Annotated in this window: 21 protein-coding genes; 8 read left to right on the plus strand and 13 right to left on the minus strand. The window is 53.0% G+C overall.

From position 1 onward, the window contains the following. Positions 1–2: 2 nt before the first annotated feature. The 5 genes from JIN85_RS07175 to JIN85_RS07195 all read right to left on the minus strand — a co-directional run bounded on the left by JIN85_RS07175 (position 3) and on the right by JIN85_RS07195 (position 5,990). Positions 3–629 (minus strand): DUF2238 domain-containing protein, encoded by a 627-nt coding sequence (locus tag JIN85_RS07175; protein WP_200269099.1) that lies wholly within the window; start codon positions 627–629, stop codon positions 3–5. A gap of 60 nt (positions 630–689) precedes the next feature. After that, complete coding sequence (locus tag JIN85_RS07180) at positions 690–2,327, minus strand: glycerophosphodiester phosphodiesterase family protein (RefSeq protein WP_200269101.1); 1,638 nt, start codon at positions 2,325–2,327, stop codon at positions 690–692. A 53-nt stretch (positions 2,328–2,380) separates the two neighbouring features. Beyond that, a complete protein-coding gene (locus tag JIN85_RS07185; protein WP_200269103.1) occupies positions 2,381–3,541 on the minus strand; it encodes a vWA domain-containing protein in 1,161 nt (386 codons plus the stop codon). Between the two features lie 5 nt (positions 3,542–3,546). Beyond that, entirely contained in the window at positions 3,547–4,296 is a 750-nt protein-coding gene (locus JIN85_RS07190; RefSeq protein WP_200269105.1) for a hypothetical protein, read from the minus strand. A gap of 86 nt (positions 4,297–4,382) precedes the next feature. After that, positions 4,383–5,990: an alkaline phosphatase D family protein gene (locus JIN85_RS07195; protein WP_200269107.1), complete on the minus strand. Its 1,608-nt coding sequence runs from the start codon at positions 5,988–5,990 to the stop codon at positions 4,383–4,385. A 165-nt stretch (positions 5,991–6,155) separates the two neighbouring features. Between JIN85_RS07195 and JIN85_RS07200 the strand changes: the two genes are divergently transcribed. Next, positions 6,156–10,463, plus strand: a complete 4,308-nt coding sequence (locus JIN85_RS07200) for a DNRLRE domain-containing protein (protein WP_200269109.1) — start codon at positions 6,156–6,158, stop codon at positions 10,461–10,463. Between the two features lie 179 nt (positions 10,464–10,642). Here JIN85_RS07200 and JIN85_RS07205 read toward each other — a convergent pair whose 3' ends face one another. The 4 genes from JIN85_RS07205 to JIN85_RS07220 are packed head-to-tail and all read right to left on the minus strand — an operon-like array spanning position 10,643 to position 15,464. Continuing rightward, a complete protein-coding gene (locus tag JIN85_RS07205; protein ID WP_200269110.1) occupies positions 10,643–11,170 on the minus strand; it encodes a hypothetical protein in 528 nt (175 codons plus the stop codon). A gap of 13 nt (positions 11,171–11,183) precedes the next feature. After that, positions 11,184–11,741, minus strand: coding sequence for a pyridoxamine 5'-phosphate oxidase family protein (locus JIN85_RS07210; protein ID WP_200269112.1), 558 nt, complete (start codon positions 11,739–11,741; stop codon positions 11,184–11,186). A gap of 12 nt (positions 11,742–11,753) precedes the next feature. Continuing rightward, on the minus strand, positions 11,754–13,853 hold the full coding sequence (gene ppk1 / locus JIN85_RS07215) for a polyphosphate kinase 1 (protein ID WP_200269114.1): 2,100 nt from the start codon (positions 13,851–13,853) through the stop codon (positions 11,754–11,756). Positions 13,854–13,892: 39 nt separating this feature from the next. Continuing rightward, the gene (locus tag JIN85_RS07220; RefSeq protein WP_200269116.1) at positions 13,893–15,464 is read right to left on the minus strand and encodes a Ppx/GppA phosphatase family protein; all 1,572 of its coding nucleotides are present in this window, start codon (positions 15,462–15,464) and stop codon (positions 13,893–13,895) included. A 109-nt stretch (positions 15,465–15,573) separates the two neighbouring features. On the opposite strand from JIN85_RS07220, the gene JIN85_RS07225 reads away from it, so the two are divergent. Next, entirely contained in the window at positions 15,574–16,401 is an 828-nt protein-coding gene (locus tag JIN85_RS07225) for a polyphosphate kinase 2 family protein (RefSeq protein ID WP_200269118.1), read from the plus strand. Positions 16,402–16,409: 8 nt separating this feature from the next. On the opposite strand, the gene JIN85_RS07230 is transcribed toward JIN85_RS07225, so the two are convergent. From JIN85_RS07230 to JIN85_RS07240, 3 genes are read right to left on the minus strand one after another with little or no spacing between them, the layout of a single operon-like run. Next, a complete protein-coding gene (locus JIN85_RS07230) occupies positions 16,410–17,546 on the minus strand; it encodes an HlyD family secretion protein (protein WP_200269120.1) in 1,137 nt (378 codons plus the stop codon). A 28-nt stretch (positions 17,547–17,574) separates the two neighbouring features. Beyond that, entirely contained in the window at positions 17,575–19,197 is a 1,623-nt protein-coding gene (locus JIN85_RS07235; RefSeq protein WP_234047291.1) for a DHA2 family efflux MFS transporter permease subunit, read from the minus strand. A 10-nt stretch (positions 19,198–19,207) separates the two neighbouring features. Next, positions 19,208–19,828 carry a TetR/AcrR family transcriptional regulator gene (locus tag JIN85_RS07240; protein ID WP_200269122.1) on the minus strand — a complete coding sequence of 207 codons (621 nt, stop codon included), beginning with the start codon at positions 19,826–19,828 and terminating at the stop codon, positions 19,208–19,210. Between the two features lie 128 nt (positions 19,829–19,956). On the opposite strand from JIN85_RS07240, the gene JIN85_RS07245 reads away from it, so the two are divergent. Beyond that, positions 19,957–20,112 (plus strand): hypothetical protein, encoded by a 156-nt coding sequence (locus JIN85_RS07245; RefSeq protein ID WP_200269124.1) that lies wholly within the window; start codon positions 19,957–19,959, stop codon positions 20,110–20,112. 14 nt (positions 20,113–20,126) lie between these two features. Here JIN85_RS07245 and JIN85_RS07250 read toward each other — a convergent pair whose 3' ends face one another. Beyond that, positions 20,127–21,278 carry a class I SAM-dependent rRNA methyltransferase gene (locus JIN85_RS07250; protein ID WP_200269126.1) on the minus strand — a complete coding sequence of 384 codons (1,152 nt, stop codon included), beginning with the start codon at positions 21,276–21,278 and terminating at the stop codon, positions 20,127–20,129. A gap of 88 nt (positions 21,279–21,366) precedes the next feature. Here JIN85_RS07250 and JIN85_RS07255 point away from each other — a divergent pair, with 88 nt between their 5' ends. The 5 genes from JIN85_RS07255 to JIN85_RS07275 all read left to right on the plus strand — a co-directional run bounded on the left by JIN85_RS07255 (position 21,367) and on the right by JIN85_RS07275 (position 26,376). Then, positions 21,367–22,548 carry an RsmB/NOP family class I SAM-dependent RNA methyltransferase gene (locus JIN85_RS07255; protein ID WP_200269128.1) on the plus strand — a complete coding sequence of 394 codons (1,182 nt, stop codon included), beginning with the start codon at positions 21,367–21,369 and terminating at the stop codon, positions 22,546–22,548. Between the two features lie 116 nt (positions 22,549–22,664). Continuing rightward, positions 22,665–23,327 carry a TPM domain-containing protein gene (locus JIN85_RS07260; protein WP_200269130.1) on the plus strand — a complete coding sequence of 221 codons (663 nt, stop codon included), beginning with the start codon at positions 22,665–22,667 and terminating at the stop codon, positions 23,325–23,327. Beyond that, the gene (locus JIN85_RS07265) at positions 23,324–24,361 is read left to right on the plus strand and encodes a hypothetical protein (protein WP_200269132.1); all 1,038 of its coding nucleotides are present in this window, start codon (positions 23,324–23,326) and stop codon (positions 24,359–24,361) included. Before JIN85_RS07260 ends, JIN85_RS07265 begins: the two co-directional genes overlap by 4 nt. Positions 24,362–24,419: 58 nt before the next feature. Next, positions 24,420–25,409: a S1C family serine protease gene (locus JIN85_RS07270; protein WP_200269134.1), complete on the plus strand. Its 990-nt coding sequence runs from the start codon at positions 24,420–24,422 to the stop codon at positions 25,407–25,409. Further along, complete coding sequence (locus JIN85_RS07275) at positions 25,399–26,376, plus strand: S1C family serine protease (RefSeq protein WP_200269136.1); 978 nt, start codon at positions 25,399–25,401, stop codon at positions 26,374–26,376. Before JIN85_RS07270 ends, JIN85_RS07275 begins: the two co-directional genes overlap by 11 nt. Positions 26,377–26,378 lie beyond the last annotated feature (2 nt).

Below are 26,378 nucleotides of genomic sequence, written 5' to 3' on the forward strand. Positions count from 1 at the left end.
ATTCAAAATTCCTTCATCTGAAGCCGCATGATCTGTCGATCCTGAAAGCGTGACACGAATACAAGAGCGCTTATGGCACCGATAAGTGCCATGAACATGTCCGATTGGGTGTCCCAGGGATCACCTTGGGTTCCCAGGAATGCATCCGCACCTTTCCCCAAAGCCAATGCGGCACCCCATTCGATTAACTCATAACTTGAGCTGATCGTCATGACGATGCAAACTGCCAGCCCGGATATCAGTTTTGAATTTTGAACCATTTTGGTCCGGATTAATATTTCACGAGCTAGCAAAAATGGCACGAATCCCTGGAAAAAGTGCCCGATGCGGTCATAGGGATTTCTCTGGAGATGGAAGAAACTCTGCAGTTCAAAACCCAATGGGACTTTTGCATAGGTGAATGCTCCGCCAAGCATCAACACCATCGCGTGCGCCGCGATCAGGCAGTAAAGGAGCGAGGTGAGTGGAAATCGTTTCCGAGTCCACCACAACACCGGATAGACCAGAACCACCGGGGCGACTTCCATGAACCAAGTTGCTCGATCATAGGGATGTAGCCCTGAAATGATCAGCAACACCAATACCAGTGCGCTGCTTGCAAAAAGTAAGGAATGTTTGCGATGATCCACGGGCGAAGATCGGAAATCTACGCCTGTTAGATCCTTGATGCGAATCTTAAAATCGCATCATTACTCAGCCTTTTGATAATATGAAGTCACTGTTTCCGCAGCGACATCAGGAAAGTCGGTCGCAAAGCTAGCCACACCGAGATCTAACAAACGGGTGAATAATTCCGGATCGCGGCTTCCCCATGGGAGTGTTTGGAAGAGAACGTCGTGTTTGCGTAGTCTGGAGCCGACATTTCGGAGGAAATCAGCAGAGGGGGTGAATCCGTCTGGAGCAGACTGGGACGGTTTTACATGGATTTGAAGTTGATCGATTCCAGCGAAGTTTTCCTTCTCCAATGAATGAATACGCTTTTCCAGATCTTGCTCACTGCCACCCATCCAATGCAGGGTCGAGGATTCAGGAGCAAGCTCCTTCCATTCTCGAATGACCTCAATGTGCGTGCTTGCAAGAATTAATCGATTTGCCAGGCCCTGAAGGTGCGCTTCTTTCGCAAGTTGCTTCAAATCGATATTTTTGATATCTACATACACTCGGCGAGTGTCATCTTCTTTTAATTCTTGAAAAATATCTTCCAGAGATGGGATGCGCTGCCCTCGGAAATGATCGCCTTTCCATGCTCCGATATCGAGTTTGCTCAATTCTTCCCAGGTGAAGTCTTCCACACTGCGTTTCCTTATTTCATCCGATTCGTTGGGTAGAATTCGAGTAAAGTCGTTGTCATGAAATGCGACGATCACCCCATCTTTGGTTGTCCTCAAATCAGCTTCCGGAATGGTCCCTAATTTCCAGGCGAGGCGAAAGCTCTCTGCAGAATTTTCAGGCATGAGTTCTCCCGCTCCGCGATGGCTTTGGATGATAAAGTTTTGCCGAGGGATATGCTGACGAACATTCCAGCTGGATTCATTCTGGAACAGCTGAGTGCGAAGATCTTTTGGCTGATTGGTGGTGATGAAATCCACTCCCAGATCGATCATTTGCTTGGCGATGATGGGATTATCCACCGTCCATGCGTCGATTTTATAGCCGGATTGTTTTAGCTGATTAATCCATGATGATGTGACAGGAGCTTCAGAATTGAATTGGAAGCCTTGAGCTCCCAGACTTTTCAATTCCTCAAAATATCCGTCCGCCATTCCGGGTTGTTTGAAATTTTTCAGTGAAGATAGCCAGTGCGCCTCGAACTGTGGCAGTTGGCGGCGGCATTCCTTGATGACTTCTTGGTCGAATGAAATCAGCACAACCTGTTTGGGGTTTGCCTTCTTCGTTTCCAGGATTTTCCGGATTGGAGCTACAATTTCGATCCCATCCTTGATTTCCAGGAAAAACATTTTTCCTTCAGGAAGAATGTCTAACACATCACCTAATCTGGGGATGTGTTCATGGTGATATTTTTCACTCTTCCAGGAACCAACGTCCAACTTTGCCAATTCCGGCCAGGGGGTATTTTGAACGACGAGATTTTTATTAGCCACACGTTTTGTATCAGCATCATGGATGCAAACCACCTCACCATCAGGTGTTAGATAGAAATCTCCCTCAATCCCATCTGCTCCCTCTTCCCAGGCGAGACGAAAGGAAGATAGGGTGTTTTCCGGCGCGGCGTGGGATGCACCGCGGTGCGCGATGAGTTTGACCGGACCAGCATTTGCGAAGGCGATCATGACACAACTCATGCCAATAGGTAGAAGGGTTTTCATAAAGGATTAAAATACAATCGTAGGTTTGACTCAAATTTAGTGATTCTGAATTTTTACTCAGGATTCACGACGGTGACTTTGCCTCCTCTTTCGACAATGGTGAACATGCCTCCCGTTGCATGGGCTAATGCTTTCATACCTTCCTCAGCCTCGGGTTCCATCATCGCAATGGTGTTGATTTTGGTTTTTCTCGATTTTGCGTGACGTATCACATCTCTCATGGCGTCTCGCGTATTATCTGAGGATGCACCATCGGTCATGAAAAAGATTTGATCAGGCGGGGGATCCATTGCGAGAGCAAGTTCGAGCGGGGCAACCCAGTAGCCACCATACTGGAAAGGAGTCGATTTGATCTGATCTACAGCGTTATGGATCGAATCGGCGTCGACCATCCTCCAAGGTGGAGTGGGGATGCGGCGATCCGGTTCCCAGACGCCTTTACCTACGTTTTCCCATTGATAGGTTCGTTTTGAAGTGGTCACTTCTGCTCGTCTTGGAGATTTGTCAGAATCATTGATTTTGATCATTTTTACCTGATCACCAGCGATCCAGGTGGGGCCTGCAAAAAAGATTAGCTGGAATTTCATGAGAGGGGAGAGCGCCGATACGGATTTGGACAACTCCGAGCGCATCAGTTTGCTGCGTTCACCGTTCATGGAACCGGAGTAATCGATCACGAATACGACACGGTCCGCTGAAACTTTCTGTTCGAAGAAACTGGCTTTGCCTGCCAGGGTTGAGTCTGAGAGGCCTTTGTTGCCAATTCCGATACCTGATCCGTTACCAGCGCCTGACCCAAAACCGCGGCCGGAGCCCGAGCCGAGTCCTGAGCCTTCAAATCCACCTAACGAGGGTAATGGTGAGAGAGTGCTGCTTCCAAGATCGAGATCGGGAAGTTGAATCGAGGATACGGCATCAAGCGCGGAAACTCGTGACATTGCTGGTGCAAGCGGTGCCCTTTGATGGATTTTCTTGGAGCTGGCGTTTGAGGTTGGTGAGCCGGAACCACCACCACGATTTCCAGGTGCAAATTCAATTTCTGGCTTTGGATCAGGAGGAATAATGGTCAGGACCACAACACCGAATAGTGCCAATAGTCCGAGATGGATGCCTAATGAGACAAATAGAGAGCCAGCTCCAACGGACTTCAAATAGCGTTGAAGCTTGCCCTGATCAGCTTCACCACGAATTGGTGGCTTAGGTGCTTGCATCATACTTGTTAGCGAGGTTCAGCAATCGATAGCACCTTTACAGGAGTTCGCGAACTTTGAGTGTCCGCAGCATAGATAAAGTATTGTTGGAAGGTTCGTGAGCTCCGGTCGATCTGCGTGGACAGGCAGGTTTGCAGCGTGCCATCTTTGCCCTGATATTGAATCATCACAGTGGTTGGATCAGCGGTCGCCAAGGTCTTTATCAACGACTTTCCTGTATCAAGACGCACCTTTTCCTTGCCGAATGTTATACCCATTGGTGCAGCTGTTAGATTCACGAAGCGTACGGATTGGTGAAGATCTCCTTCGGGCGAATCAGGGATGGACATGGCTCTAGCAGTTTCCCAGGTTTTTCCGCCTCTCCAGACAAGAGCCAGAGTTGCGTTTGATTGAGATAGAGATAATCTCGACCAGAGTGCACCGTCCTCGGTCTTCACCGTTACGATCCGATCCTTCGGCAGCGTGAATGTCTGGGGCGCCGATATGGTTCCTAATCGCAAACGAAGTGGTAGTGGTTCCGGCAATTTTTGCTCTCCTGGTGGTGTCCAGTTGATGCTGACCGATCGAGGTGGAACTGTGCCGGGTTCCGCTGGTAGCTCATAGCGAACGTTGTCCCGGATTTGTTGTTTGAAGGGCGGGGGATCGCCCAAGGGCAGTATGCGCAGTGTGTGTTTCGGTGGTTCATTTTCTTGAGCACGTAGCTGACCAGGTAGAATCCCAAAGGAAATGAACGCAAGAATGAGTGCGGTTGATCGCATAAGGCAACCGATATGTAGACAGCCGCCTCGGGATTCACCACGGAAATGGTGACAATCCCGTTGCAACCGAATGACAATTGATTAAATCAGGCGATTTGAAGTCCGGAGGTTTTGTCCTCAACTACGAAGGATGCCGTAGTTTTGAGTGGTGCGCCCGGGCGTGAGACATAATCGACGTTCTGATAGTCAGCGTGCCAACGTTTTGGATCGATTTGGCAGCTCACATATCCGCGTTGCTTGTTATAGAATTTCACGCATGAGTTTTCCTTCATCACCGTTTCGTGATCTTCAGGAATCGCAATGCCGTCTCCTGCAGAGGAAATGGATGTGCCTACGAACTCTACCGCCACGGTTTCCGCTTTATTCCCTTCGAAATCCACGACAAGGTCATTGGCCCAATGTGAATGGATATCACCGGTAATGACGACCGGATTGGATACTTTCAAGTCTCGGAACGATTGCAGAACGCGGCGTCGGTCCATTTCGTAACCAGGCCATTGGTCCATCGCGCATTTGACTTCTTCGCCCGGAGCACGGTCAACTCTTGCCATCATGACTTGCTGGGCAAGGACATTCCATCGTGCATTAGAATTGCCTAATTGTTGATCGAGCCATTTTTTCTGAACGGTGCCAAGTATGGTTGCATCAGGTCGCATGGCAGCCTCACCAGGGGTTTTAAGCCCGTCGCCATTCGGTTGGTCCGTTCTGAATTGTCGGGTATCCAGAACTTGGAAATTAACCAATTGGCCGTGACTGATCGTGCGATAAATTTGCATGTCAGGTCCGGTAGGCATGGCGCTGCGTCGGATTGGCATGTGTTCGTAGTAGGCTTGATAGGCTGCGGCGCGGCGCTTCAGAAAACTTTCGGGTTTGACCTTCAGCTTTTCAGAAATATCTCCGGCATAGTTATTGTCGACCTCATGATCATCCCAGGTGACGACCCAAGGTGCTGCATGGTGCATTGCCTGTAGTGCAGGGTCCGTTTTATATTGGGCATGACGGTTGCGATAATCATCCACTACCATGATTTCGTTACCGATGTGCTTCCTAACAAGATCCTCCCTGCCTTTGTTTTCGTAAATATAGTCGCCAAGATGGAAGACAATATCGGGATTTTCCGCCAGCATGTGCTCATAAGCGGTGTAGTGACCTGTTTCATAATGTTGGCATGAAGCGAAGGTCATTTTGATCGGTGTCGTTTTTTCGGCTGGAGTGTCCAGTGGGCACATGGTGCGAGTCCTTGCACGTGGGCTGATTTCTGATCCCGCCTTGAATTCGTACCAATACCAGCGATCAGGCTTTAGTCCCTCCACTTCGACGTGGACGGAATGTGCCCAGTCCGGACTCGCAACTTCGCTGCCTGATGCTACCACCTTGGTCATCGCTTCATCCTCGGCAACACGCCAATGAACCAGAACGGATTCATTTGGCATGCCTCCGCCCATTAATGGAATCGGTGCCAGTCTCGTCCATAAAACAAAGCCATCTGCCGTCGGATCCCCTGAAGCAACACCCAGGGAAAAAGGGTATGCGGGGAAGGTTGGATGATTGCGGACGAACCCCTGATTTCCCAGGACTTTGGATGCGGTCAGAGCAAAAATTAACGACGCAGAGCCTCCTAGAAATGTCCGACGACTGAGGCTTGGCGAGCCTTGAGGGTAGAGTTGCGGGACTGGAGAAGTTGAGGATTTCATGAAGTTACGATTGATGGATTTTGAGAGTCGTCAGGTTTGAAGTAGCAACGAATTGGTCACAAAAAAGTGGATAGTTAGACAATGGTTTGAACGGTGCGAACGTGTCTCATCTGTCACTTTGCAATCGTGGACCGATTCGTCCGGAATCATCATCTCTGGCTCCACATGAAACGAAAACGCTCCTTCCTTTTTGCATTGGCCGCATCCATAGGTGCTTTGCCAAGTGTTACCCAAGCGGTCGAGCATGGTGGCTTTATTGTAACACAGCTCAACACTGGTAACGATAATCTTACCTCTGCGACTGCCTCGATCTCGTTGGCAGTGAAACCCGGATCCACCGCCAACTTCAACTACGTGGAGAATGCGAACCGCGGTGATTATGACTCAATCTACAGTGCAGATCGTGCATCAGATCCTCTGAACGGAATTTTGATCTCCTGTGTATCGCAAAATTCACGGAATAATGTATCTGGTGGTGGGGTTGATGGGATTTCCTATGGAACCAGTGCGGTTGAGTATGGTGCTGCGGGATTTTACATTCCGGTATCGGCTGCGGACGGCAGCGCGGAGGCAGGTGGCGGTGAGTTTAATATGAATGTGGCAGCTGCCTATTTTCCGCATTCTGAAGGCTGGCTGGCTGGACATGCCACCAACCACTCCACAGGAAATGGCCTTGCGTTGACCGACATGATCTCTTCTCCGGGAGTTAATCTCGGATATGAATTCATTGATACTTCTGCAGCAGGTATTTCCACGGTGAATCTAACAAAACTTCACACTCGCGGAGTGGCTGCGACTGCGGATAACGGTGTGCTGCTTGTTACCGGGGGTAAAAATGAGGACAACTATGCGATGTCTCGTCCAAATGCCGACGGGTCATTTACGCTCAGTATCAAGGATAACGGTGCCACATCCGCTCTCGGATATGAGCAAGATGGAGTGGCATTTGTCTATATCCCTTTGGCTGCAGTTGGTCAAAGCCAGGTCGTGGCTGTTGGCCGGATACTGAGTGGCGGTGCTTCTCAAATTGCATCCGGTGATTTTACGATCACCAAGCAAGGTGTCGGGGAGTGGTTGCTCAAAATTCCAGGAATGAATGATCAGTCTGGAACACTCATTGTTTCTCCTGAAGGGGGGTATCCTGTTAGCACGGTGGAACCCTTGCCAAGCAATGTGAATAACTTCGCGAGCTATGAATGGGATGATGCTCTTGGTGGTTGGTTGATCCAGAGCCGCGATGTTCCGACAGCGACTTTGGAAGACGGACTGACGGATGATGAGGCGATGTTCAGCTTCGCGTTCTTCTCAACAGAAGCCGCAACACCAGCTCCAGATATTTCTCTGACCAGCCCTATCAATGGTGCGGTCGTGAATGTTGGTGAATCGATTGCATTCGCTGCAACAGTCTCCGCTGATACGACGAAAGTGGACTTCTATCTGAATGGATTGCTCATCGGAAGTGATGACTCGGCTCCGTTTGAAATCAATCACACCGTGAATCAAGTGGGTGATCTGATGGTGGAAGCAGTTGCCACCAGTTCCGATGGGGCGATGGGTGATGCCGCTCGTGTATCGATCTATTCGGAACCAAGAACGCCAATGGCTACGGGATCCGCAGTAGCGATTTTTGATGGTGGTGATGCAGATGCCGATCTTGAGACGCCAAGTCTTTCCCCGAACTGGCAAATACTGAAAAGCACACCATCTCCTCTAGATTTCAGCAATCCCGGAACCGTATCCGGTTTCCCGGCTGTTCGCATCAATGGGGCATCTGTAGCTTACAATTCGGGCCTAATGCTGGGTGCGAACTATGGTGGTGAGAATTTCACCGATCCTGAGAATCGTGGTGCGGCAGACAATATCGTCGCCCCCTACAATGATGGCGGTAATTATTCAGTCGCTGTGATGGATAATGCGGGTCCTGCAGCTGAAGTGCTTGCAACGCAACCCGAGTCTTCGAGCTTTTCGCTCGCCTACTTCCCTTACTCAGAGGGCTGGATTGGAGGTAACATTGATGCAGGTGGTCAGGTCATTGCTGGAAGCTCCAACTTGCCGGATGGGGTGACCATTACCAATCCATCCGCTGGTGTTTACTACATCGACGGCTTGCCTGATGGAGGGAACATGATCGCGACAACGATTGGTTCGGCTTCTAACAACTTTGCATCGATCGGGCGTAGCGGAAGAACTTGGATTGTTCGCAGTTATGATAGCAGTCAGAACTTGGAAAACGATGCTTTCGCGTTCCTATACGTGCCAAATACGGTCCAGCACATGTTCAGTGGCAGCGTTGCTGCTGATGGAACTCTGGAAGCGCTCAATCCTGAACTTGCCGCAGTGGGGGCTACTATCGTCGCAGGTTCGGATGGATATGAGATCACGTTTGGGGATGGGACATCGATCAATCCATCCAACTATGCATTGTTGGTCACTTCGGACTTCAACAAAGGCAATGGTGGTGACAACGTTTACGCCTACTCTGCGAAGGGGAATGCTTTCGTGGTTTTCTCACAAGATTTACCCAATTTGTCGGGTAAAAATCAATTGAGTTCAGGTTTCCGCTTCCTGGCAACTCCACTCTCTCCGACTGGCGTTGAAGAGAGTGAAGTCGTCATCGCTTCTACAAAGCCTTTGGTCACTGAAGGCGATGAAGATCATGCATTGACCTTCGAACTGACTCGTTTTGGTGATGTTTCTTCTCCTCTAACAGTTGGCTTCACGACCAGCGGCGAAGCAACACGCGGATCGGACTATTCTGTATCTGGAAGCACCGTAACGTTCGAGGCTGGATCAAATACCGCCACACTCACCTTGAATGTCTTGGAAGATGTCATCTACGAAACCGATGAATCGGTGGTGGTCACGTTAACCGAAGGCAGTGGCTATAGTTTGGGTTCATCTTATTCGGCTACTGCTGCGATAAGAAATATCGCCTCGTTGATCAAAACGACGACCGTCAGCTTCCAGGAAGGTGTCGATGGCTACACCGGTGAGTTTGACAAGCGGATTGGTAGCGACGGTACGAACGAATTAGGAACGGCTGTTGCGTCCTACTACTTGGATGGTTTTCCAGGTCATGCGAGCAGCCCTGACATCAACGGGATTATCCGTTTTGATAACCTCATCGGAACCGGTGAAGGACAAATTCCACCAGGTGCAACCGTTGTGAAGGCAGAGTTGATGCTAACCACAGCAGGAGGTGCAAATTCAATGTCTGGCGGTCCATATGTCATTGATCGTCTGATTGATCCTGTCACCGCAGAGACTACCTACGATGACCTTAGTGCTGGTGCTGGCTTCGAAGGTGCCCGTGGCGCGGGTGCTGGATTCCTGGTGTCTGCATATGGTTCGATGACGATTAACACCGTTGAGGTGGCTGATATCACATCGATCGTTCGCGAATGGGCAACGGGAGCAGACAATTATGGTGTTGGCATTTTCACCGGCGGAACTTCCGATGGTTGGGAATACTGCACGGTTGGTAATACCAATCCAGTATTGAGGCCTAAGCTTGTGGTTTCTTATGTCATGGAAGAAACCAAGAGCTACACCTTCAATGCCGATGTCTCTGCGCTTCTGACGGGGCAGGCAGATACGCAAGATGGTTCTACGCTGGCATTCGGTTTCCTGGATCTTGTCGGCGGGGCCACGCAGGAGGCTTTGTTGCATTTCCCTGTCGAGTTTGGTGATCTGGAAGGTCAAATCCCTGCCGACGAGGAAATCGTGAAAGCTGAGTTGGTGCTAACGACCGTAACACCGGGTCCTAGTGAAGAGGGTGAGGGAAGTGCGAATTCTCGCTCGCCAGGTCCGATCGCAGTTCACCGTATGCTCGTCGATTGGGATGTCACCAGCACCTTTGGTGCAGACGGTCCTGTGGTGGATCAAGATATTACGAGTGCGATCAGTCGCGCTACCGGTCTTGGTGAGAGCAGTGCCGCGACCTTTGATGTCACCTTGCCTGTTCAAAGCTGGCGTGGTGGGGAGCCGAACTACGGTCTCAACATCAAACCGGAAACCACCGATGGCTGGCAGATGTACATGCCTGGGACCATGGCCACGACCCTGGCTCCGGTTCTTCGAGTGATCACCGCCAAAGTTGATACTACGACACCAGATCCATCAGCATTTGAACAATGGGCCGCTAACAATGGGCTTAGTGGTGCTAGTGTTACCTCTGATTCAGATTCCGATGGTATCACCGACTTGCTAGAGTATGCCCTTGGACTGGACCCGATGGTCGCAAGCTCCTTGCCACAACCTGTCATGGCTGGCGATTCGATGTCACTCACCTTCATCAAAGGTGCTGAGGCAGCAGCGGATGCAAAATTGACCTATGAGTTGCAAAGCAGTTCGGATCTTACGAATTGGACCACAGCTACAGCTACGGTCAATGATACAACTGAGATCTCGATTGATATCACACCGGATCAAGCCAAAAGCTTCTTCCGTCTCAATGTGATCTATACTGAGTAACTTAGATCAATCACTCGTTTCGTGGCGGCCATCCCATTGCGGGGTGGCCGCTTTTTTATAGATCCAGCTCCTGTGACACCTTGGTCACAATTGCCATTCTGGGTGGACTCCACTCTCTAAATATTGATCCATTCGCCCGTCGCGACACGACAGGGCAGTCCGCCTGAGATGCTCCGGGATTAATGGGTTTTTCCAGCGAGATGATCAGGCGGGCTGCTTTTTGTTTCAGTTGAAACCGGATCAGCCTCAGACGGTATCGTCGTCGTTTCGGACTTATGTTCCAAAGTCGATGAGGTAAGCAAATCGTCAGCGTAAAATGGTTTGGTTCGGATGCCACGAATCATCCAAAGAGCCGGGAAGTAGCTAGCAAATGCCAACACGATCGCTCCGGATAGAATAATCAGAGTCATATTCGGCAATCCATCGGCAATCTCGGATTTGTGAAGAGCATATAAAATGCAACTCGTTCCGATCCATATGAAGAACGAGGACACCCGGAGCGACACTTGCCGCGTAAGGATGCGCTTGCGCTGGTATTCAGGTAAAAAGCAGGCAACGAGGAAAAAACTAAAAGCTGCGTAATAAAGGCTGGCAACCACATTCCATGGATGGCTGATGGGAATCAGCGCGGTGGCCAGGATCCATCCAGCGAATCCGCCGATGACTACTGGGATCTGCTGGTAGGTTTTGGTGGCTAGCAATTTCATGCGAAGTGTTCTGTTAGATTTCAGAAGGAGGATCAAAGGCGGGTAGGCCGTCGATGCTTGATCGGTTTTTCGTGGAGCGGTATTCTACCAAGCCGTCCTTGCCTTTGTTGGCGGCCCATTTATCCAAAGTTTCCCTAGGTTCCACATAATCGAAATATGGAATGGAGTAGCCGCATGAATCGGAAACACGTTCGACCAGAATGCGCACTATGGATCGGGTTCCTGGGTTTTCAGGGAAGTGCGAAATCAATCGCTCGAACTCAGGATCACCGGACTCAACTACAGTCCCCGTACCATGCAATCGGACGATTTTTGGCGGGCCCTCAAACGCACAAAACATGATCACGATGCGGCCGTTTTCGCGCAAGTGAGCGGCGGTTTCCGCGCCGCTGCCGGTGTAATCGAGATAAGCAACTTCAAGTGGCCCTAGAATGCGGAAACTATCACCGCCTTTTGGCGAGACATTGACGTGTCCGCTGCTGGATAGCGGAGAGGTCCCAACGAAAAAGATTTTTTGCAGGCCAATCCATTCGGCCAATTTTACATCAATGTCCTCAAGTTTCTTGCTCATTTCGTCAATGGGTTAGTCCGCAGGTACATGCGGTTCAAAGGTCATGGATCTTTCATGTTCCCGGGCTTTCGCAGCTTTGCGCGCTTGTTGATAGAAGTGCTCCTGAACGCGGAAGGCCTTCTTGCCACGCTCCTTGGTAAGGCGCTGTGAAGTGCCATCTGGTAGCAGGCGGGAAGCTTGCACGTTGTCCATGAAATAGGAATCGAGAATGCGGATGAGGCGTCGCTTTGAAGCTGCGTGCTCGATGGGGATCATGAGCTCGACCCGTTTTTCCAAGTTGCGGATCATCCAGTCCGCAGAAGCGATGTAGACTTCAGAATCTCCACCCTGATGAAAATAGAACAGTCGCGCGTGTTCCAGAAATCGATCGATGACGGAAATGACTTCGATGTTTTTTGAGAACTTTGGATCACCTGGTTTCAGGCAGCAAATCCCGCGGACATTGAGTTTGATTTCCACTCCAGCTTGAGATGCCGCGTAGAGGGCGCTGATGATATCTGGATCCTGCAGCGAGTTTACTTTGGCAATGATACGGGCGGTGAGTCCTTGGCTGGCGCGTTCCGTTTCTCCGGCGATGAGATCGAGAAGTTTCGGTTTCATCGCGTTCGGTGCAGGCACGAGCCTCTGGAATCGGATCAGCTTGGATCTGCCTGTGACGGCATTGAAAAACAACGATGCATCGTTTCCATAATCCGCCTTACAGGTTAGATAGGATAAATCGGTGTAAAGCCGGGATGTCGATTCGTTGTAATTCCCGGTTCCAAGGTGAAGATAGCGGCGAAGGTGACCGGACTCACGTCGGACAATGAGTAGAATTTTCGCATGCGTCTTGAGCCCTTTCACGCCGTAGACGATTTGGACGCCAGCCCGCTGAAGCTCGTCAGCCCGGGTTAGGTTTCTGGCTTCGTCAAAGCGTGCTTTGAGCTCAACCAAGGCAGTGACATGTTTGCCATTTTCCGCAGCACGGATCAATGCATCCACGATACGAGAACGTCGTGCAGTGCGGTAGAGGACCTGCTTGATCGCGATAACGTCGGGGTCGACGGCTGCTTCTTCGATCAGGCGGAGCACCGGCTCAAATGATTCGTAGGGATGGAATAACAGCACATCGCCAGCCGCGATCGTCTCGAACATGGATGCGCCTGGCGTGATGGCTGGTGAGTTTTGCGGCGGCCAATCGATGTCGCGCAGATGGTCGAAACCAGGCACGGCGACAATGTCCATGAATGCAGCCAGCCCAGGAGGTCCATCGATTCGATAAACATCCTGAGGGGTTGTGCCGGTGACGATTTGAATGATCCGTGCAAGATCGCGCGGTGCGTTCGAGCGGAGTTCCAACCGAACCGTGCCGGCAAATTTGCGGGCTGTTAGAACATCTTCCATGTTCTCCGAAAGATCGATTGTCTGGTCTTCTTCCTGCACGGCGATGTCTCCATTCCGCGTCACGCGAAAGGCGGTTGTCGCGTTGACCAGTTCACCGGGAAACAGCTGGTCCGCATGGAGGGCGACGACATCTTCGATGAGAAGGTAGTCGAAGTTGTTCTCCTCATTCGTAACCGGGACACGGCGGCCGATCATTTCAGGAATCGGAATCAGCGCGTGGCGGATTTTGCCGGTTTCCGGGTCGAACAGGCGGCAGGCGATGATGATCTGAAGTGCGGGCACGATCGGGCATGTCCCATCGGCATCCACTGCGAGCGGTGTGAGGAGGGAGAAAATCGCGTCTTCGAAAACAGCGGCGATGTAGGCGGACTGTGCTGGATTGAGATCGGCTGGCCGCAGTTTACGAATGCCAGCCTTTTCCAGTTCCGGCAGGAGCGTTTGGTTGAGCAGCTCGTATTGTGCGGCGCTCATTTCCAGAATGCGGCTGCGAATCGCGGCGAGATTTTTAGCCGGAGTGAGGCCTGATGCATCGCTCGTCTTGCGACCGCTGCGGCGCAACAAACTGAGACCGCCCACACGAACCTGGAAAAATTCGTCGAGGTTTGAGGCGGTGATCGCAAGAAACTTCAACCGTTCTAACAAGGGAACATCCGGCCGCAATGCCTCGTTGAGCACGCGTTGATTGAACTCAAGCCAGGAAAGCTCGCGATTGAGATAGGGGACGGTCATGCGGAACGGTGAAAGATGTTAGATGAAAGGGATTTTGGTTCAGCTGTCTTCTTCAATGACCACGGCCAGGCCGAATGTTTGTTCAAAGAGGTCTGCCTTGGCGTCCATCGCCAGGCGTTCGACTGCGGCATCAGCCAGGCCGGGGAGGCGGATGACGAGTTTGCCGTGTTCACGTTTAAGTTCAATCTGATTCACGCGCTGGACGTGCGTGCGCTCCAGAGCGTCTGCGACGCGCAGCAGCGATGCGAGTTTGGAAACCCGGATGCGATCGTCGATACACAGAGCCGCGTAGCTGCGGTGCTCCGGCTTGGGCCCGGAATGCCGGTGGTGGCGTGCGACCAGCGCGACGATGGTGATATCGAGACGGTCCAGACCGAAGATCTCGGAGTTGAGAATGATATATTCCGAATGCTTGTGGTGGGCGCGAGGGCTGATGTAGGTGCCCACTTCGTGAAGGATGGCAGCGACCTGGAGCAAGAGCGCATCGTGTTCGGTCATTTGATGCAGATCCGCCAAATCGTTGAAAAACTTGGCGCACAAGTTGGCGACATGCTCGCCGTGGCTGGCGTCCGATTGATAGCGCGCGGCGAGGATGCGTGCGGAGCGCACGACTTCATCCGCGAAGGTTCCTGTTAGATTTTGTGAGACAAGCAGATCGTGCAGCAGGCCGTGCTCGTATTCGCTGAAAGGAATTTGCAAATCCGGCAGCTTCAGCGTTTCGGCGATGGCCAGGTTGATTTCCAGTGATGGGACCAGGGCTTCGGCCGTTTGATAATCGAGCTGGAAGCGTTTCACCAACTCCACATCGGTTAGGCTGGCGGCTTCATTGGTGACCTGCCGTAGTGTTTTCACCGAGCAGGCTTTGCCGGATTTCGTGAGTGATGGAGCCACGGATTGGATTTCATAGCCAATCGAGATCAGGCCTTCGATTTCGACATCGGAATAATCAAAGCGAAGCTGGCCCAAGTTTCCCGAAGCATGCTCGCGGATGACGCGAATGAAGCCGGGTCCTTCCGAATGCGAGCCATCGATCGCTTCCCGGGTGCGGTGGGTGCCGAGCCGGTAGGACGTGTAGCGGCTGATTCTGCCATTCTGAAACAAAAGCGCGCGGGTATTGCCCGGTCCGACGTGGACGACCAGGGTATTCTGGTCGTGCATGGCCGGCAGATCCTGCAATCTTCTTCGGGTTTTTAGGTAGATCAGGCGTGTCATTTCCCCGTCATCAATCGTATTGATGCGGAGCCCGCAGGCGATGCGGATGCGGTTCATCACGATGTCTTGGTTCGCGGCCTCAGCGAGAATGTTTGAGGCTACGGCGCGGGTGAAGTCGCTACCATCATATCCCAGCTCGACCAGCGAGCGTTGGTAGCCTTTGATGATGGAGACGATGCGTTCCGTGGTTTGGGCGCTGACGCTGCCATTTTTGAAAATGTCGTGGGCGAGCGGAGCTGGTTGCTCAAGGAAATCGATCGGGACGAGCGTGTGATCTTCGCGAAATTCAGCCACCATCATGGACACCGAACTGGCTCCAATGTGGAGGGCGGTTTGCAGCGTGACGGCTGCTGACGCCGTTTTATCCGGGAGGTCGTTCGATTTCGTCGCTGGCGGCATCCATTGATAAAACTGCGGACTAGCTCATTTTCAATCCCGAAATCGGTGACAAATCTGCTTTGGGCGAGACTTCGCTTGTCAAAAATGCGGAGTGGAGGGATAACTCTTCATGGCCGTAAAAGAAGCGCGCGAACGATATTTGGTAAAACCGGGGAGCCATGTGCATCTGGACCAAATCGATAGCGGCGAAAAAACCCTGTTCGAAGATGAGTCAAAAGGCAGCTGCGAACCGCTTTTCGAAGCGATGCAAAGCGAACTGCAGCATCTTCAGAAACTGCTCTACGCTCAAAACAAGCATCGGGTTCTGGTGGTGATCCAGGCGATGGACACCGGTGGCAAGGATGGGTGCATCAAGCATGTATTTTCACGGATCGACCCCCAAGGAATCCGCGTCCAGGCGTTCAAAAAGCCCAGCGAAAACGAACTGGCGCATGATTTCCTCTGGCGCATCCACCAGCAGGTGCCGAAAAATGGCGAGTTGGTGATTTTCAATCGCAGCCACTATGAAGATATCATCGCGGTGCGGGTGAAAAATCTATTTCCGGATGAAGTCTGGAAACGCCGCAAGCGTCATGTGATCGAGTTCGAGCGCATGTTGGCAGAGGAGGGGACAACGATTGTAAAACTCTTCCTCCACATCTCGAAGGACGAACAAAAAGAGCGCTTGGAATCGCGTCTGGCGAACCCTGCGAAATACTGGAAATTCAACCCGGATGATTTGGCCGATCGCGCCCGCTGGGGCGAGTTCATGCGTGCTTACGAGGATGTGTTAGAACAAACGTCCACGGAATTTGCACCGTGGTATGTCATCCCGGCGGATCGCAAATGGTATCGCAATTTATGCGTGGCGCAGATCATGTGCGACACGCTGAAGAGCCTGAATATGGATTTCCCGAAGGTCGATTGGGACCCGACGCAAATCGAGGTGAAGGACTGAGTCGCCTCTCAATGGGTCTGGACGCGCACTACCGTGGACAGACCCGGGCGGAGTTGATCTTCAAATCCACGAATCGATTCAGGATCGAAAGTGATTTTCACAGGCACGCGCTGGACGACTTTGGTGAAGTTTCCAGTGGCATTGTCTGGAGGAAGAATCGCGAATTGTGAGCCGGTTGCCGGGGCGATGCTATCGACCGTTCCGGAGAAATGCTTGCCGCCTAACGAATCGACTTCGATGTCGACTTTCTGCCCGGCGGTCATTTTTTTCAGCTGGGTTTCCTTGAAATTGGCGACGATCCAGTAGTCTTGCTCGACCAAGGCAAAGAGTGACTGGCCGACTTCGACGCGGTTGCCGTTTTCCGCGTTCTTTGCGCCGACCCGCCCGCTCTCTGGAGCGATGATTTCGGTGTAGGAAAGCTGGCGATGAATGTCATCGATCGCGGCTTTTTGCACATCAATCTCCGCTTTGGCAGATGCGATATCCGCCTCGGCTGCCTGGATGGAAGCTTGCGAGGATTCATGAGTGGCTTGCGCGGCCTCAAGATTTGCCTTGGACGCATTGAGCTGTGCTTCGGACGCCTCGACTTCGCTGCGATTTTGATCGACCACCAATTGCGAAACGGCCGGGTTGTCGCTGCCGAGCAGGGATTCGTTCCGATTGAGCGTGATTTTCGCCAATTCGAGTCTGGCTTCGCTGCCTTTGATTTCCGCCTCGGCGCTGGAAATGCCCGCCTTTGCCTGGAGATCGGCAGCGCGTGCTTCGGCTGCTTTTGCAGCGGCTTGCAGCTCGGCCGCGTGCGCCTGCTCCATGCTGGAGATGGCTTTTTTCTCCATGATGTCGAATTCCCGAGGATCGATTTTTGCCAGAACCTGACCTTTTTTGACCAATTCGTTATCGTCCGCGAGGACTTCTAACAACGGACCGGCAACATTGGCGCTGACCCGGTGAACGTGGCCGCTGATGTAGGCGTCGTCAGTGGATTCTGTGAATAAAGAAAGGCGGATGAAATGATTGCCAGCAGTTGCGGCGAGGGCAAGGGCGGCGATGCCGGCGATCACTTTGATCCCGGTGCGGCTTCTTTTGCTGGCAGGCGCATCCGTCTCAGGGATGTCGCTGGGCGTGGTGAGAGCTTTCGTTGTCATATGAAATCAGGGGGGAGGCGTGGGAAATTTAGTGTGCCGCAGCGGCGGCTTTGGATGCGTCTTTTCCGCCTTTGCCTCCGAGGAGGAAAAGCAGCGGCAGCGAACAGATGAACATGATGGCGATGTAGAAAAAGATGTCTTCAAACGCCAGCAGCGTGGATTGGCCATTCACAGTCTGATCCAGCAGCTGATAGGCTTGATGCTTCACCGCGACCGGATCTGGATTGAACCCGGAAAATCCACCGGTCAATGTGTTGAGCCGATCCTGAACCACCGGGCGGTAGGCGGTGAGTTTTTCCACCAAAACACTGCGATGAAGCGCTTCTCGACGGGCAAGCATGGTGGTGATGAGGGCGATGCCAATGCTGCTGCCAAGCTGGCGGGTCAGGCTGTATAGCCCCGAACCCGCGGCGATGTCTTTTTTCGGCAATGGCCCGAGGGTGGCGATGCTGAGTGGCATGAAAATCAACACGCTTCCCATTCCACGGAACAGCAATGCCGGGATGATTTGGCCGTAGCCGGTGTTCGGATTCATGTTCATCAACAGGAATCCCGTGACACTGGTGAGAAGTGCGCCGATGCAAATCAAGCGTCTGGGGGGGACGATGTTGCCGATTCGTCCGAAAAGCATCATGCCGACCGCTGACACCAGGGCACCGGGGACTAACAACTGGCCGCTCTGGAACGCGGTGTAGTGGAGGTAATCTTGCACGAAGACCGGCACCGCAAACATGATCCCGTAAAGGCCGATACCTAGAATCGCGGAGTAAATCGTGCCTCCAACCATGGACGGATATTTCAACACCCGCAGATCCACCGCTGGATGTTCGGTGGTGAGTTCACGCCAGATGAACAAGGCGATGCCAATGACGCTGGCGATGGCAGTGATGCAGATTAACGGTGAATCAAACCAGTCTTCCTGCTGGCCTTCTTCGAGCATGATCTGGAAGCAGGCCAGTCCGACGGCGAGCAGACCGATTCCAGACCAGTCGACGGTCGAATCTTTTTTGAGTTTCGTTTTGTCATCCACAGGCATGAAAATCCGCGACATGGCAACGGCCAGCAGTCCCACCGGGATGTTGATGAAAAAGATCCAGCGCCAGCCCATGTTATCCGTGAGCCAGCCGCCTAACAGCGGACCAATCGCAGGGCCAACAATCACGCCCATGCCGAAAATGGCCTGAGCAACCGCCCGTTCTCCTGCCGGGAAAGCCTCGAAGACGATCGATTGCGCTTTCGCCAGCAATCCGCCGCCCGCCAGCCCCTGCAACACACGGGCGAAAATGAGCATTCCCAAATTGGTGGAGAGGCCACACAGCAGCGATGCCGCGGTGAATCCCAGCAATGAAAAAACAAAGTAGTTCCGTTTGCCGAAGCGGTATCCGAGCCACGCGGAAAGTGGAATCACGACGACGTTTGCACATGCGTAGCTGGTCGAAATCCAGCCCGCTTCCGACAAACTCGCGCCAAGATTTCCCCGGATGTCGACGAGCGCGACGTTGGTGATCACGGTATCGATCACCTCCAGAATCGCCCCCAGCGAGGCGCTGATGGCGATGATCCATTTCAGCAGTCCACGCTCTAACAATCGGGCCGCAAGTGGCGACAGGAACGCGGGATCCGCGCCGTACAAAGTGGGTGATTCGCTCATGCGTTTGGCTTCAGGGCGCGATGGCCCGCAGAATATTTTCGATGCAGGCGGACAGGTAAGTCTCCGGCGTGTAGTTGATGCAGCGGCGGGTATCTGCCCGCAATGCGCCGACGAAGATCATCGCACTCAATTGATCAACCACGATGATTGGCTCTTGGTCCGCTCGCATCAATCCGTGGTCTTTTGCTTCCTGCAGTTTGCCCGCAAACTCCTCTTTCCATGGGCGGAAAATTCGCAGCAAAACTTCAGATTCCAGCTCACCCAGGCGGTGGCTTTCACCGATGATGACCCGCATCAACGAGATGTTGTTATTGATCCGATCAAAATCGGCATTGGCATAAAAGGTGACGATGTCTCTCAAAGTCGCGCCATCGGCGACCGTGCGGCAACCAGGGGATTTTGCGACGTTCAGAAAAGTTTCCTCAAGCACCGCAGCGAGCAATCCCTGCTTGCTCTGGAATCGGCGAAAAAGGGTGACCTCATTGACACCGGCGACTTTGGCAATCTCACGAGTCGTCGCTTTGGCAATTCCCTCCCGGGAATAAACTTCTCGAGCGGCACATAGCAGCCGCTGTTCGGTCGATTGCTCCTGCGTTTCCTCGTCCATTTGCATGTAAGCGGTTACTTGCATTGCCGACGGCGAACGTCAAGCGAGATTTCGCCGCAGGTGGTGTTCAATCGGAATTCCGATTGATTCCTTTGCGAATTTGCTGATCCTGATTGAGTCTTCGAGGACCAGCGAACGCGTGGCCACTGCTTATGAAATTTGGAATTCCAACCCTGATCGCGATTTCACTGATGCTAGTCGCGATGGCTGTGATGGTGATTCATCCGTTTGCCGGATTGTTTCTGTTTGGCGCCGTCATCCTTTTGGGAATCGGATTCCTGATTTATCGGATCGTGACCAGGCAGTGAAATTCACGCCGCCGTTAAATCAAGCGCGACCAGATCAGCTTCAAATAACGGGATTCCGGATAATTTGAGAGCGTGGGATGGTCCGGACCGGCGCCCGTGCGATCGAAGGTTTGCAGACGCTTGTTTTGGCGGTGGGTGGATGAAATCACGATGCGTTCAAACGCGTCCGCACTGAGGTGACCGGAGCAGGAGCAGGTGACATACAAGCCGCCGGGTGTCACCAGTTGGGTGGCGAGTTTGTTCAGGTCCGCATACTTTGCTACGCCGATTTCGTCTTCGCGGCCATGGATGAATTTTGGTGGATCCGCGATCACCAGGTCCCAGGTGCGGCCATTTTCGATCATGGTGCGAATCCAGGTAAAGGCATCGGCGTGGGTGAATTTCACGCGCACCGAATTCAGGTTGGCATTGCGTTTGGCCATTTCGATTGCGGCCTCATCCAGATCGACAGCCGTCACATCCGCCGCACCGGCAAGCGCGGCGGAGACGGAAAATCCACCGGTGTAGCAGCAGAGATCAAGGACGGATTTTCCGGCGGCGAGTTTCGCAAATTTCGCGCGGTTGTCGCGTTGATCGCAGAAGAATCCGGTCTTGTGACCGTCTGCAAAGTTGACTTCGTAACGCACCCCATTTTCACGGATTTTCACGCTACGGATTTGATCCGATTCCGGGCCGCCGTAGCGGGGGATGCCTTCGATCCGTCCTAAATCCGGGTCCACGCTGATGATGGTCCGGCGGGTATCGAAGCATTCGTGGAGCAAGGGCAACCAGCCAGGAACGCGCTGCCAAGCGGCGAGGTTGGTGATTTCGAGCGAAAGCACATCGCCAAATTTGTCAGCGACCAGGCCCGGCAGGAAATCGGCATCGCCGTGGATCGCGCGATAGGCGTCGGTTTCTTCGTCCAGTTTGAACACTTCACGGCGCAGGCTGGCGGCGCGGCGGATTGCGTCTTCGAAAAAGGTTTCGTCGAGATCGTCGAGCGAGTGGCTGACCACACGCAGCGGCATGCGCGACTTCGGATTCCACAGTCCCCAGCCAAAAGGTGTGCCTTCTTTTCCCAGCACCTGGACCAGGGCACCTGGGGTCGCGTCACGGGAAACCTCGCCGATCATTTTCGGCCAGATGGATGGATGGAAAGTTTGGTATTTGATTCGGACAGTCGGCACAGGCGGAGAATGATCATTGTTCGAGAAAGATTGGAAGTCGAATGAAGAAAGCCTTTGTCGTCGGCCGCGATTCAGGAAGGATGGCGGCATGAGAATGCACCGCCTGTTGGCCGAAGCCGCCGCCGAAATCGCGAAATCCGTTTTCCGGGAACATCGCGTTCTGGATCACGAATTGGCCGCCGCATTCGATGCGAATCCGCGTTGGGGCAAGCGCGATCGCAGCTTCATCGCTGAGACGGTGTTTGAGGTTGTGCGCTGGCGGCGAGTGCTCGGATTTTTGGTGGATAGTGAAGAAACCACGGCGCTCTGCGCGGCGCAATGGGTGCGCATGGGCTATGATTTGCCGGATTGGTGGAACTACAATGGCGCTTCTGTGGACGAGATCCGCAGTCGGGAAGCGGAAATCGCTGGCCAGCCAAGAGCGATTCGTGAGTCAATCCCGGATTGGCTGGACGAGTTGGGTGTTGTAGAACTCGGCGATGCCTGGGATGCGGAAATCGCCGCGCTCAACCAACGCGCGCCTGTCTATTTACGGGTCAACACGCTGTGTGCCACTCGCGATCAGGCGATTTCCTGGTTGGCGGAGAATCACGTCACGGCCAGCGAAGTCCCAGGCTTGCCGGATGCCCTCGTCCTTCCGGCCGGAAAAGTTTTGCCGAAGCCGCTGCGGCTCGACGGACGGATCGAAATTCAGGATGCCGGGTCACAAATGATTTCTCCTCTGGTCGATCCGCAACCGGGTGAACGCATCATCGATGCCTGTTCTGGTGCCGGCGGGAAGTCCCTGCATTTGGCGGCGCTGATGCAAAACGAGGGCAGGGTGTTTGGCATGGATGTGGACCAGAAAAAGCTATCGGAGCTGGAGCGCCGTGCCAAACGTGCCCGCGCTAGCTGCCTCAAGACCAAGCTCATCGTCGAGACCATGGCCGAGGATTTCGCCGGGGTGGCCGATCGATTGTTGATCGATTCACCATGCTCGGGACTCGGAACCCTTAAACGTCAGCCGGATCTGAAATGGCGGTTGAAGCCGGCCCAGTTGGATCGCGTAAGAGCAATCCAGCAGGAATTGTTAGAAAATTACACCGCCATGCTAAAGCCCGGTGGTCGGCTGGTCTACGCCACCTGCTCGATCCTGCCATCCGAGAACCGCCAGCAAGTTGACCGTTTGATTGCGTCCGGTGGTTTCAGTTTGATCAAAGAAAAACCCGTTTCTCCACACCAGACCGGCTTCGATGGCTTCTACGCAGCAGCACTATTGAAGAATGGCTGAGTTGGAGCGCCTGGGGGATTTGCGTTAGAATTGCGCAATAAAATTTAAGTTTTCTTAATCATTCACTTTGACGAACTACGGGCTGCATCGTAGTCTCAGCTTATCCTGAGATTGAGATGAAGTGTCCTCGCTGTGTGCAACAAATCCACCGTGCGGCGGAATCGTGCCCGCATTGTGGGTTTACGTTGGCGGATGCAGACTTTGCGTTCGGTGCTGAGGAAGTGAGGTTGAGACGTCTTACCGATGCTGCTGGATTGATTCGGCGTGGCGATCGTGCTCGGGTTGAAGCTGCGCTGGCGAAGTTCTCCCGCAGTTTTCCACAGCTGTTTTTTGCCGTTTATACCGGGTCGCTTGGTGAAGTTGCAAACATCCGCCAGTTCGGATTTTGGTTGTTGAATCGGGGTGCGTTCGAAGATGTTCCAGTGGAAATTCCCAACGAAGCTGGGATTTTGTTGACCATCGATCCCGAATCGAAGGCTGCGACCATCACCTTTGGCTATTTGTTAGATCCATACCTGGATCAAGCGGATACGTTTCTTTCATTGTCGCGTGCCCACGCCCATTGGCTGGAGGGCAAGTATGCGGATGGGATCGTAAGGTTGGTCGATCACCTCGCAGGTGTGTTGAAAAAGCGCTCGCGGCAAGCGCGTCGTGATCCGGAGCGATTCGAGAAAAAACATCAACCTGCCGCATCCAAGCGGGACCTGATTAAAAAAATCCGATCAGGCCATCAGACTTCTAATTCAAGGCCATCAAAATCTCAGGAGGTAGCCCGATGAAGCTGCCTTTGCTATTGCTGGCAGTTTTTACAGGTTCGCTGTTGGCCGAAGAAATGCCACTGCCTCGTTGGCTGGATGGTGAGCGTGAACAGGCCATCAAAGATGGATGGATCGCCGGGGACCAAATTTTGAATCATGGCCTCGCTGCAGATCCGGAGCTTGAGATGTCGCTGCTTGATTCTCTGAAGCCGGTCGATGTGGCACCGCCTACTCCAGAAGATTTGGCTGAATCAGATGCGCCGTTGGATCCTGTTCCAAATGAATTTCTGGACGCTTACTTCGAAAACCGGCCAACGCAATTTCTGATCGATCCTCAAGGCTTGCTGAATGCTGATGAATCAGCGAGCCAGCTTGGTTTTCTGAAATACCACGCGGGAGATTCCGCCATTGACCTTTTCGTTTACGTCTTCGGGAAAATCCAGGAAATTCCTAGCGAAGTCCGATCGGAAGAATTCGTCGAACGGCTATTTTCCACAGGTCGGCCAGCGGCGGTAGTCTTCTATTATTTGGGAGATCCGCAACGTTCAGAAATGGCACTGAGCCCCGAGCTATCTGGGAAAATTGCCCTTCCTGAGCAACGCCGCGCGATGGAGAGCTCGGTGCTGAAGACGATGGCGAAAGATGACCCTGCAGCTCAGCTGAAGGCATTTACGATGCAGATGTCGATCCGTCTGTATTGGATGGAGCGAACGCTGGAGGGAAATTTTACCCCTGCGACTCCAGCAGTGGCGGAGGTTAGTCCGGTGCCCGAAAAGCCGGTTTCTGCCAGAGTGGTTTTGGAAGAGAATGTGGTGAAATTCCTCAAGGATTGGGGACCGGTTGCGGGTTGTGTTTTGTTTGTCGCGATCGGAGTTTTGGTCCTGGCAATCCACTGGCGCCGTCGGGCACAATTCGTTTTTGCCGATCTCGATGCCGAACCTCGGTTGGGAGCATCCCATGCGGCGGGTGTTGGAGCTGTGATTTCGTTTGCCTCCGCGAATTTGCCGCCAGCACGTCAGCGTGACCAAATGCCGGACTATTTGCGCCGGGCCTGATCAGCTGCGGGTTGCAGATTCGTGCGGTTATGCTTAAGGTCCGGTGATTCACCGATTGATGAAAGCGTTCACCATGTTTTTGCTGACGGCCATGTTGCCACTGGGTGCCATGGCTCAGGAGGATCGGCTTTATGTAAACGATAAGAAGGTTCCCGAAAATCTCCAGGATCTGGAGGCGATCCAGTCGGCTCTGATCAAAGCGTTGCCTCATGCACGGAAGGCAACAGTCTGCCTCGAAATTGCAGAAGGCTCAGGCAGCGGCGTGATTGTTTCACCAGAGGGGCTGATTCTAACAGCTGCGCACGTCAGCGGCGGGGTGGGAAGAAAGGTCAAGGTGATCATGGAAGATGGCACCGAGCACGATGGCGAAAGTCTCGGATTGGTTTCGAATACGGATGCCGCCATGGTGAAAATCACCGATTCAAAAGGTGGCCCGTATCCTTTCGTCGAACTGGATCGCAATGACCAGACACGCTTGGGCGACTGGGTTTTTGCGTTGGGGCATTCCGGTGGTTTTGACAAGGCACGCGGATCGGTTCTGCGGCTGGGGCGCCTGGTTCGCATTTCGCCTTCAACCTTTCAGTCCGATTGCTCACTGATCGGCGGTGATTCAGGCGGCCCGTTGTTTGATTTGAATGGCAAGCTGATCGGCATTCACTCCCGCGTAGGCACGAACCTGCCAGTGAACATGCACGTTCCCATGTCGGAGTTCACCGCTCATTGGGATGAGATGCTGGCATCGCAGTTTCTTGGCGATGGTCCATTTGCCGAGAGGCCTAAAAAAGGCTCCGGTTTTCTTGGCGTGGCTGCGGAACCACGCCCGGAGGGAGGCTTGTCGGTCACCAAAGTCGGCCGTGAATCGCCGGCTGAAGAAGCGGGGATCGAAGAAGGAGATGTGATTTTGAAATTCAACGACACCGAGCTCACCACCAAGGATCAATTGGTGGAGCTTTTGGATGAGATGGCTGCCGGTGATCCACTGCAGCTCGAAATGCTGAGGAAAAACGGCAAAGAGGAAACCCTGAAATTGAGACTTGGTGAACGCTAAACTGATTCCATTCATACTGTTGCTTGCTGGGTCATTGCAGGCAGCCCAGACCCTGGAAACGGCCAATCGTCGGAATGGAAATTCAGTCGTGGCGGCTTTTGAAATGCAACGCCAGGTCCTTCAGACATCGAGTGCGGTGATTCTGGATAAACGCGCCGAGATTGGATATGGCGTGGTGATTTCAGCAGACGGCTACATCCTGGCGAAGGCGAGCGAGCTTGTTGGAGTGAGCAATCTTTGGGTTCGGGTGGATACCGATCTTTATCGCGAGGTGAAGCTGCTCGGCACGGATGAGGATTGGGATGTGGCCTTACTGAAAATCGAGGCGACGGATCTAACACCGGTCAGTTATGCGCCATCGAGCGATGTGCCCCAGGGAACGTGGGTGGTCGCGAACGGTGCAACCAGCCTCAAAGCCAGGCGTGCCTTGGTCGGCATCATCAGCGCGAAAACCCGAACCATCCCCGATGGTGGTGGTAATCTGGGGATTTCCATTCAGGAAAAGTCGGGTGCCGTCATCATCGAAGATTTGGACCCGAAAGGCGGCGCCAGTTTGGCGGGGCTGAAGAAGGACGATCAGATCGTTGAAATAGACGGCCATCAAATCGGCAGTTTCGATGATGTGGTTGAAGTGATGAAGGAGCGCCGCGCAGGCACGGCGGTGAAAATGATGGTCTTGAGAGACGGCAAGGAAATCACTGCGGAGCCCTTGCTCAAACCTGGCCCTTTGACTCGAAATGACACGATGAGTGGTGCGTTTTCACAGCGGCGGAGCGGATTTCCTCGTGTACTGCAGCACGACATCATCGCTAACAAGGAGATGATCGGTGGTCCGTTGCTCGACTTGCAGGGCAGGTGCCTGGGCATGAACATCGCGCGGGCAAATCGTGCGGAAAGTTATGCCATCCCGGTCGAGGATTTGAAGAAACTGGCCGAGCGTTTGATGAAGCAATACAGCAACGGCTGACT

Source organism: Luteolibacter pohnpeiensis (assembly GCF_016595435.1).
GTDB classification, from domain to species: domain Bacteria; phylum Verrucomicrobiota; class Verrucomicrobiia; order Verrucomicrobiales; family Akkermansiaceae; genus Luteolibacter; species Luteolibacter pohnpeiensis.